General features: G+C 66.8%; 10 protein-coding genes. 9 read left to right on the forward strand and 1 reads right to left on the reverse strand.

From position 1 onward, the window contains the following. Position 1 precedes the first annotated feature (1 nt). From AB0N22_RS04905 to AB0N22_RS04930, 6 genes are all read left to right on the forward strand, one after another. Entirely contained in the window at positions 2-1,132 is a 1,131-nt protein-coding gene (locus tag AB0N22_RS04905; RefSeq protein WP_364636744.1) for a cupin domain-containing protein, read from the forward strand. Then, positions 1,129-2,037, forward strand: coding sequence for a sucrase ferredoxin (locus AB0N22_RS04910; protein WP_364636746.1), 909 nt, complete (start codon positions 1,129-1,131; stop codon positions 2,035-2,037). The genes AB0N22_RS04905 and AB0N22_RS04910 overlap by 4 nt, the downstream gene beginning before the upstream one ends. A 422-nt stretch (positions 2,038-2,459) precedes the next feature. After that, positions 2,460-3,434 (forward strand): hypothetical protein, encoded by a 975-nt coding sequence (locus AB0N22_RS04915; RefSeq protein WP_364636748.1) that lies wholly within the window; start codon positions 2,460-2,462, stop codon positions 3,432-3,434. 165 nt (positions 3,435-3,599) lie between these two features. Then, the gene (locus tag AB0N22_RS04920; RefSeq protein ID WP_364636750.1) at positions 3,600-4,475 is read left to right on the forward strand and encodes an MEDS domain-containing protein; all 876 of its coding nucleotides are present in this window, start codon (positions 3,600-3,602) and stop codon (positions 4,473-4,475) included. 136 nt (positions 4,476-4,611) lie between these two features. Beyond that, complete coding sequence (locus AB0N22_RS04925; protein ID WP_364636752.1) at positions 4,612-4,911, forward strand: antibiotic biosynthesis monooxygenase; 300 nt, start codon at positions 4,612-4,614, stop codon at positions 4,909-4,911. A 134-nt stretch (positions 4,912-5,045) separates the two neighbouring features. Further along, a complete protein-coding gene (locus AB0N22_RS04930; RefSeq protein ID WP_364636754.1) occupies positions 5,046-5,753 on the forward strand; it encodes an alpha/beta hydrolase in 708 nt (235 codons plus the stop codon). A 523-nt stretch (positions 5,754-6,276) separates the two neighbouring features. Here the strand turns inward: AB0N22_RS04930 and AB0N22_RS04935 are convergent. Beyond that, positions 6,277-7,068: a MerR family transcriptional regulator gene (locus AB0N22_RS04935; protein WP_364636756.1), complete on the reverse strand. Its 792-nt coding sequence runs from the start codon at positions 7,066-7,068 to the stop codon at positions 6,277-6,279. A 78-nt stretch (positions 7,069-7,146) separates the two neighbouring features. Here AB0N22_RS04935 and AB0N22_RS04940 point away from each other — a divergent pair, with 78 nt between their 5' ends. The 3 genes from AB0N22_RS04940 (at position 7,147) to AB0N22_RS04950 (ending at position 9,019) form a co-directional block, all read left to right on the forward strand. Continuing rightward, a complete protein-coding gene (locus AB0N22_RS04940; protein WP_364636758.1) occupies positions 7,147-7,530 on the forward strand; it encodes a hypothetical protein in 384 nt (127 codons plus the stop codon). Between the two features lie 49 nt (positions 7,531-7,579). Next, complete coding sequence (locus AB0N22_RS04945) at positions 7,580-8,359, forward strand: SDR family oxidoreductase (RefSeq protein WP_364639220.1); 780 nt, start codon at positions 7,580-7,582, stop codon at positions 8,357-8,359. A 219-nt stretch (positions 8,360-8,578) separates the two neighbouring features. Beyond that, positions 8,579-9,019 carry a limonene-1,2-epoxide hydrolase family protein gene (locus AB0N22_RS04950; RefSeq protein ID WP_364636760.1) on the forward strand — a complete coding sequence of 147 codons (441 nt, stop codon included), beginning with the start codon at positions 8,579-8,581 and terminating at the stop codon, positions 9,017-9,019. The last annotated feature ends 48 nt before the right edge of the window (positions 9,020-9,067 follow it).

The following is a 9,067-nucleotide window of genomic DNA, read 5'->3' on the forward strand; positions in this document are numbered from 1 at the left end:
CGTGTCCGGATCAGCGCTCGACCTGCTCAGTGGTGACGCCCAGACCTTCCTCTCGAAGGTCTGGGCGTCGCAGGTGCACCTCCATCGCGCCGAACCGAACGACCTGATCGGCCTGCTGTCGCTGGACGACGTGGACACGCTGCTCACGTCGTCAGCGATCCGTACACCGTCGGTCCGGCTCGCCAAGGACGGCGCCGTCCTGCCCGAGTCGGCCTACACCCGCGGTGCCACGCTCGCCGGCAAGCAGCTGACCGGCCTGGTCGACTCACGCAAGGCCCTCGCCCTCTTCGCCGATGGCGCGACCATCGTGTTCCAGGGCCTGCACCGCTACTGGCAGCCGATCACCAACCTCATCGCCGAGCTCGAGCTCGAGCTGGGGCACCCGTGCCAGGCGAACGCCTATCTCACACCGCCCGGCTCACAGGGCTTCGCGGTGCACAGCGACAGCCACGACGTCTTCGTGTTCCAGACCGCCGGCTCCAAGCAGTGGGAGGTCCACGGCCCGGACGGTGCGGAGGACGTGCTGCTCGAGCCCGGCCTGTCGATGTACCTGCCCACCGGAACCCCCCACGCCGCGCGCGCCCAGGACACCGTCTCGCTGCACGTCACGGTCGGCATCAACCAGCTCACCTGGCGCGGGCTGGTGGAGCGGAGCCTGGCCGACGTCGTCGGCGGAGTCTCTGACGCGCACCTGCCCGCCGGCTATCTCGAGGATCCGGCAGCACTCGCCGACGAGCTCGCAGATCGCCTGGAGGCGCTGGCCACCGAGATCCGTGGTGTCGACGCGACCGCTGCCGTCGAGTCCGAGGTGCGCCGGTTCCTCACCAGCCGCAACCCCCGCCTCTCCGGCGGCCTCCATGACGTCCTCGCGCTCGACGCCATCGACGACGTGACCATGCTGCGGCGGCGGCCCGGGCACCCTTGCGTGCTGATCGAGCGTGGCGACCGCATCGACATCCTGCTCGGCGACCGCTCGATCGACGTACCGGCGTGGCTGCGGCCCGCTCTCGACGAGCTGCGGGCGCGACGCGAGCTCACCCCGCAAGATCTCGCCGACCACCTCGATCCTCAGAGCCGGCTCGTGCTGTGCCGCCGCCTGGTCCGGGAAGGACTCCTCGAGGTCTCTCGGTGACGTCACGCGACCCCGCGTTCCGCTGCGCCATCGCCAGCGGCGAGCGTGACGAGCCGTTGACCGGCACGGCGTCGAACGTACGGGCGTTCCTGCTCGTCGAGCACTCGGGTCCCTGGGGTGTGGAGGCCCTGCGAGACGCTCGCCTGCCCGACGGGCTCGGCGCGTCCCTGGCTCGTGCAGCCTCGGCGGCTCGCGTCCGGCCGTTGCTCATACGCCGGCCCGATCGTCGCAGCGACGACACGACTACGCGTGTCTTCGCCGCGTTCGCGCACCCGTCGCGACCGTGGGTCGAGACGGCCCTCCTTGGTGACCCTCATGAGCTGCTCGATCTTGACCTCTCGGTCCTGGGCGCGGGCCGGTCGATGGGGCTGGATCCGTCCGACAGGACGCTCTTCTGCGTGTGCACCCACGGGCGTCACGATGCCTGCTGCGCGGAGCGTGGTCGACCTGTCGCTGCGGCGCTAGCCGAGGCGCGCCCGGAGGAGACGTGGGAGGTCTCGCACATCGGCGGCGACCGGTTCGCCGGCAACCTCCTGGTGCTCCCCCACGGCTTCTACTACGGCCGCGTCGATGCCGATTCGGCCGTCGCGCTTGCCGACAGGCACGCCGTCGGGGAGCTCGACCTCGACCACCTGCGCGGCCGTTCGTCGTACGCCATGCCGGTGCAGTTCGCCGAGCTCGCGTTGCGCCGCCACCTCGATGAGCCACGCAACGACGCCGTACGCCTGGTGTCGCGCCGGGTGTCCGATGGACTGACTGATGCGACCTTCGCCGTCGATGGGGCCGAGTGGGCGGTGCAAGTGCGTACGAGCAAAGGCACCGACCCCGTCCAGCTCACGTGCCGGTCATCCCGGGACAGCCCCATCCCTCAGCACGAGCTCGTCAGCCTCACGCAGACGTCCTGAGTTCTTCGTCGGAGGAGTGAGAGACCGAGCCCGTCACGGTGACGTCACTTCACCGCGGTCGTGGGATCGCTCCGTTCAAGATTGGCGGCTGCGTCGTTTCCGCTAACCGACCACCTCGCCGGCAGTAGGGCAGCAAGCTGTCATCGACGCTCTTACGGCCCGGGCCGCGAGAGACGATCGACCTCTGTCGGTCTATCGAAGATGGATTTTGCGCGGTAGAGTCCGCGGCAGCGGCCGCTGGGAGGCCCCATCTCTCGACTGCTCACTCGGTGAAGACCAACGCGTCGGAGGCGAATTCATGTGACTGGCGCTGTCGACAACGGCTCGGGGTGGGTCGAAGCGTTCGACCTGGCCCTCGCTTGGGACAGCGACCGTCTCCGAGCTTGGTGTCGTGCCCTGTGAAAATCATTCGTGTGGGTCTCGTGGCAGACCCAGCCGCGCCAACCGCGATCGCAAGGACGCTGTCCGATCTGAGCCCGTCCCAAGAGGACGAGTCGTGGGACATCACCGTCGTGAGTGAGCCGTTCACAACCGGGTCCGAGGAAGTCGGCACAGCGGTCGACCGACTGCAGGACCAAGCCCGGCACCACAACTGGGATCTCGTGCTCGGCCTGACCGAGCTCCCACTCCACGACCGCGAGGGGAGACACCTGGTGGCCGAGAGCGACCCGGAGCGTCGGACTGCGGTGCTTTCACTGCCCGCGCTGGGCGGTGTCCGTATGCGCTCTCGATCACGTCGAGCGGTGCGCGCCCTGCTGAGCGACATGTCAGCACCCCCGACGGCGGACGGCGCGCAGCGCGTCGTCCTTCCCGATCGCTGGGGACGATGGCGCTTGCTCCTCGGGATGGTGATCGCCAACCGCCCGTGGATGCTGGTGCCGGGTCTGAAGTCGGCGCTCGTGGCGGCGCTGGCGACCGGTGCCGTGGCCACCATCAACTCGACTGTCTGGCTGCTGGCCGACTCGCTGTCGTGGTGGCGCCTCGTGGTGGCGACGGTCGCCTCTGTCGCCCTGGTCGTTGGCTGGCTGATGATCGACGGGGAACTGTGGGACAGGCCGCGTGACCAGTCTCCTCAAGCGCGGGAGAGGTCGCGCCTCTACAACACCTCTACCCTGTTGACGCTGACGGTCGGCGTGCTCATCTGCTATGCCGTCCTATACATGGTGAACTTGGCGTGGGCGTTGTTCATCCTCGACCCGAACCTCGTGGGCGGCTCTCTCAACCGGTCGGTAGGTCACCGCGATCTGCTCGTGCTGGCTTGGTTCGTCGCATCAGCGGCGACGGTCGGCGGTGGCCTCGGCTCCGGGTTGGAGACAGATGATGCGATTCGTGCTGCCGCGTACTCCAAGCGAGAGGAGGAACGCCGCAAACGGCTCGCGCGCGACCGACAGGATTAACAGGATCATCCAGCAGAGCGGACATGGGTCTTCTCGCCTTCTCTCAGATGTTTCAGCAGTCGCTGGTACGTGTGCGCCCGCGACGGCGATGGTTGTGTCGGTATCCCTGGAAGTAGTGCTTGAGGGGAGCAGCGGGCGTACGCTCCTTCTGAGCAAGGGATCAACATGGGCTTCGTCGACATTGGTATCCCGGGTGTGCGCCCGTTGCCGCCAGGGACTCATCTCTGCGCTCTGTACTCCGGGTCGGCCGAGCGGGACGCCATCTTGTTTCCCTTCCTCCGAGAGGGCCTTCGTCACGGCGACACCTGCATGTGTTTCGTGGATGGCCTCGAGCCAGAAGCCGTGCGAGCCCGGGCGATCAGCGAGGCCAACGTTGTCGACCCGCCGATGGACCGGTTCGACGTACGCCCGGCATCGGAGGTCTACCTAGACACCGGGAGCTTCTCGGTCGAGCACATGACCTCGGTGCTCTCCGAGTCCCTCGACGCGGTCGTCGCCGGTGGCTCGGGATTGCTGCGAACCACCGGGGAGATGCCGTGGCCCGGGGTGCTGCTCCAGCCTCATGGGGCCGACGCCTTTTTCGTGTACGAATCGGCCCTCAACGACGTCGTGGACCAGAAACCAGCGGTCTTCGTGTGTTTGTACGACCTGCAGCGCTTTGGTCTGGAGATGCTGGTTGCCGTGCTCAAGACCCACCCCGTGGTGCTGCTGGACCAGACCGTTCTCGACAACCCGCATTTCAGGACCCGGGTGGAGTACGTAGCCGAGGTGGCCGACCCGGATAGGCGCTCCCTGGACGAGGCCGCATCCGCGGCGCGCGTCACTGGCGCACGGTCGTCGCTCAGCCCCGCCGAGCTGCGGGTCGCCGGACTCGTCGCCGAAGGTCTGGTCAACAAGCGCATTGCCCAGCAGCTGTCCGTGTCGCCGCACACCGTCGATGCACACCTGAAGCACATCTACACCAAGCTCGGCATCCACTCCCGCGTCGAGCTGACCGTGCTGGCGATGCAACGTCGTGTCCGTGGGCTTGAGCCCAGGTGATCCGTCTCGTCATGTGTACCCGTTCACGGGATGCGGGAGACCCGGCCCGCCGGACAGCATGGCGGTAACGGGTATATCGGTACCCACTCGCAGCCGACTGGCGGCGACGTGTCCCATCAAGCAAGGAGCTCGACCCATGGTGACCAAAGCTCTCCTCGTGCGTCTCGAAGCACTGCCCGGCAAGGAGTCCGAACTCGCAGATTTCCTGACCCAGGCGCGATCGATCGTGATGGAGGAGCCGGGCACAGTGGCCTGGTTCGCCATTCAGTTCAGCCCGACGACGTTCGGCGTGTACGACGTGTTCCCCGACGACGAGGCCCGGGACGCCCACCTCGCCGGCGGCGTCGGCCAAGCTCTCGGACCCAACACCGGAGTGCTCTTCACCGAGCCGCAGATCGAAAAGATCGACATCCTCGCCGACAAGATGCCGACCTAGCAGGAGCGTTGGCTGGACGGATGCAGCCGTCCGGCGCACGAACTGCGAGCCTCCCCGAATCGTCGCTGACGGGCGGGAGGGCGTGGTGTATGCATCCTTCTCGCCTACGTGACGGCTGCTAATGACGTCCACAGGTGTCACACCGGCATGTTCGCATTCGGTCAGCATCCAGAGAGATCCAAAGCCGCCGAACTCGTCCTGCGTCGTTCCGCCGCGACTTCCCGCGTGGCCACCGCCTCTGGCGGGACGTGCTCACGGTTCGGGGGCCGCGCATCGACCAGGCGCTATTGGTGGGCAATTCCATGGGCGGCGCGCTCGCCCTCGACGCTGCGTTGCTGCACCCCTCTCGAGTTTCCGGACTGGTCCTCATCGGCGCAGGTGTCTCCGGTATGACCGACCTCAACACTCCGTTCGACTGGCGGCTCGACCCTGCGTCAGCGCCACTCCTCCAGCGCGTTGACGACGCCACCTTGGAGGTCGAGGATCGGATCGCGGCCCTCGCGCACCTCTGGCTCGATGGACCTGCTGCCGTCGAGGGACGGGTCGGCGGCTCGCCACGGGATCTGTTCAACGCGATGAACCGTCGCATCTTCGACATTGGAGCGCCGGACGATGCCGGTGAAGCAGGTGTGGACACCTGGACCAGGCTCGGGGACATCTCCATCCCGGCCCTCGTCACGTGGGGGGATTTGGACATCCCGGCCGACCTGCCGTTCTACGAGGAGACCGCGCGGCGGCTCGGCCAGGGGCCCGCCCGCATCCTCCCGAATGTGGCCCATCTGCCTGGTCTCGAACAGCCGGAGCTTGTCGCCGACCTGGTGCGGGAAGCTCTACACATCTGACGACGGCCGCGCTCAACGACAGCGCAGGCGTCCACGATTGCCTCGGCTCGCTCTGCGTCATTCCGCCGCGGATAGGCGGGTGGCGCCGCCTCGAACCGTCGGGACGATCTAGAGTCGCATGGATGATGAGCGCGGTGGTGCCGATTGTCGCGATTGCGCCCAGCCACACGGACGAAGTGACATGCTGGCTCCATGGTCCACCCGCAAAGCGGTAATGATCGGCACTGGGTTCGGACTCGGTTGATCGGCGGTCTGATGTTCCAGAGCGAACTGCGCTAGCGCGACCCACAGCAACGTGGGTCGCGAGTGCGCTTTGCTCGTAGGCATGATGCGACCCTAGCGATTCGGGGATCCGAGGACTTCGGACATGCAGGGCTTTCGGATCTCGATGCAACGCACAGCATGAGAACCAGCGTCCTCCCACCGCCTCTGGGTTATCCGGACTCAGCTCCGCGCGCCCGCGCATCGGCGATCTAGTCTTCCGAGAACCGCAGCCCGCCTGGGGCGATGGCCGCCCGCAGGCTCAGGACATCCGAAAGATGGGCCATCCAATCTCTGTGCGCCAAGCGTTCGGATCTGGGTCATCAGCAGGCCCGATGAGGTAGGTCTCCCGAACTGGGCCTGCTACCGCGAGCGCGTTGGCGACGACCCACGTCCCGAGCTGCCCGTATGTGACGTCGGCCTGGTCGTGCGGACCGACGTGGGTCGCGACGGCCAGCTCCACCGCCGGCAGGGTGACCGGGCGCACCCTCCCGCGATGTGGAGGGTCCGTCGATGACACGTGCAGCATCACGTGGCCCTGGCCCTCCTCGAAGAGGGCGTTGTCGTAGACCCCTCCCACCGGCCCAGTCTGGCTGCCGACCGCAGCGTTGAGCTCGGCCAGCGCTCCTGCGTACCACGCGCTCATGGCGTCGCTGTCGACGTCGTCCTCGATCGCAGCCACCGTGGCCTCCGGCACAGCCCTCAGCTCGACCGTGAGGGGTACCGGGTCGGGAGCGAGGAGGCGCCGCAGCGACACGACTGCTGCCCTGGTCCGGTCCAGCTCGACTTCCAATCGCGCCAGGTGCTCGGACACCAGCGCAGCACGGTTGCCGGGGTCGGTCGACTCGATGATGCGTTGGACGTCCGCGAGTGGAAGATCGAGCTCTCGGAGGCGGTGGATCACCTGCGCGGTCGCGATCTGGTCGCCGCTGTACGAGCGGTAACCCGTCGACCCGTCGACTGCAGCGGGAACGAGCAGACCTGCCTCGTGATAGCGACGCAACGTCCTCACGCTCAAGTGCGTCAGGCGCGAGAACTCACCGATGGCCAGCATGACAACAGTCTGCACCCTCCCCCTGGGAGAGAGTCCCGTCCTTGACCCTGCCGCTGCGGAACGCCCCACCGTGGAGCCATGACCACATCAGCGAAAGGAAACAACATCATGAACGACAAGAAGGCATTCGCGTGGGACGACCTCCCCGAGGTCGTGGCCAACTACCTCCGCGCCCACGTCGTCCAGGACTTCGCCGAGGCGATGACGTACCTGCCCGAGGACGTCATCGTCATCGACAACGGCGAGGTGCTCGAGGGCCGCGACGAGACGTTCAAGGTCTTCGACAAGTCGGCGAACGACTACGAGGTGGAGACGACGCTGAACTCCACCTCTCGGCCGGCGGACGACGTGTGGCAGGTCGACACGCACCTCTCGGGCAACTTCCCGGGCGGCGAGGTCGACCTCCGCATGTTCTTCACCCTGGCCTCCGGCGTGATCCAGAAGCTGGAGATCACGGTCTGACGTCCGACGTCAGGGCGACCCATCACAACCAAAGGAGAACGTCATGTCCATGCCAGATCGCGACCGTCTCGACGGTCGGCGCGCGCTCGTCACAGGCGGGTCCAGGGGGTCGGGGAAGGCGGTGGTGGAGAGACTGCGCGAGCTCGGTGCAGACGTGTGGACCACGGCGCGAACGATGCCGGTCGGCTTCGAGCACCCGGACCGCTTCATCGAGGCCGACACCTCGACCCTGGACGGAGTGGAGGCCGTCGCGGCCAGGATCTCCGGGCAAGGTCCGCTCGACATCCTGGTGCACGTCGTCGGCGGCTCCTCGACCCCTCCGGGCGGATTCGCGGCGGCTAGTGAGGAGCAATGGATGGCCGAGCTGAACCTGAACTTCCTGGGCGCGGTCAGGCTGGATCGAGTCTTGTTGCCGGCCATGGTCGAGGCAAGATCGGGAGTGGTCGTGCACGTCACCTCCATCCAGCGTCAGATGCCGCTGCACGACGCCACCTTGCCGTACGCCTCGGCCAAGGGCGCGCTGCGCACGTACAGCAAGGGGCTCTCCAACGAGCTGGCTCGACATGGCATTCGCGTCAACGCCGTCAGCCCCGGTGGCATCGAGACCGAGGCCTACGACGGCTTCGTCGACCGGCTTGCCCAGGGCAACGACCTGACGCGAGAAGAAGCAAAGCAGTCGATCCTCGACTCCCTCGGAGGGGTTCCTCTCGGACGGTTCTCGTCCACTGCGGAGATTGCGGACCTCGTCGGTTTCCTGGTCTCTGACCGAGCGTCCTCGATCGTCGGAGCAGAGTACGTCATCGACGGCGGGACCGTCCCCACCATCTGAGGGATCTGACCTGGGGTCGAGGCGGGAGAGGAGTGCGATGGCCTCGAGGCTTCATTGCGTCGAGGCCATCGCACCTCCCGGCCCCACATGTACGGCCCTGACGCGATGCAGTGTGTCCTTCCCCGCGTGAGGGCGCCGGTCCCGGCGTTGGTCTAGCGGCCGAGCGCCAACGTTGCGATCGTGGCGCCTTCGCAGGCCGCACATGACTACGCTGGCTGAATGACAGAGCAGACTCCCAGCACGAACACCTCCGTCGACAACGCCGACATCGTGCGGTCTTTCCTTGAGGCGCTCCAGGCTCAGGACTTCGAGACCTTTGCGGCTCTGCTCTCTGACGACGTCATCTACCAGAACGTAGGCCTCCCCACCATTCGCGGCGGCCTCCGAGTCACGAAGCTCATGCGGGGAATGGAAGGCAAGGCGCGCTTCGAGGTGAAGTTTCACCGGAACGTCGTCGAGGGATCCACGGTCCTCAACGAACGGACAGACGCGATCGTGCTCGGCCCGCTGCGGCTTCAGTTCTGGGTGTGCGGTGTGTTCGAGGTTGCCGACGGACGCATCAGCTTGTGGCGCGACTACTTCGACTTCTACGACATGTTCAAGGCGACGTTGCGCGGAGTCATCGGGATCGTCATCCCGGCTGTCCGCCGAACCATGTGAGACGCGCCGGCACGTGGCCGGGCCAGCTCGAACCTGAGGCGTTCCGGA

The sequence above is a fragment of the Aeromicrobium sp. NPDC092404 genome (assembly GCF_040684095.1).
Taxonomy (GTDB): Bacteria; Actinomycetota; Actinomycetes; order Propionibacteriales; family Nocardioidaceae; genus Aeromicrobium.

Bases quoted from the DNA above. Each gene is read 5' to 3' on its own strand.
- AB0N22_RS04940 (WP_364636758.1), top strand. From the start codon at position 7,147: ATGACCACATCAGCGAAAGGAAACAACATCATGAACGACAAGAAGGCA.
- AB0N22_RS04920 (WP_364636750.1), top strand. From the start codon at position 3,600: ATGGGCTTCGTCGACATTGGTATCCCGGGTGTGCGCCCGTTGCCGCCA.
- AB0N22_RS04950 (WP_364636760.1), top strand. From the start codon at position 8,579: ATGACAGAGCAGACTCCCAGCACGAACACCTCCGTCGACAACGCCGAC.
- AB0N22_RS04925 (WP_364636752.1), top strand. From the start codon at position 4,612: ATGGTGACCAAAGCTCTCCTCGTGCGTCTCGAAGCACTGCCCGGCAAG.
- AB0N22_RS04945 (WP_364639220.1), top strand. From the start codon at position 7,580: ATGCCAGATCGCGACCGTCTCGACGGTCGGCGCGCGCTCGTCACAGGC.
- AB0N22_RS04935 (WP_364636756.1), bottom strand. From the start codon at position 7,068: ATGCTGGCCATCGGTGAGTTCTCGCGCCTGACGCACTTGAGCGTGAGG.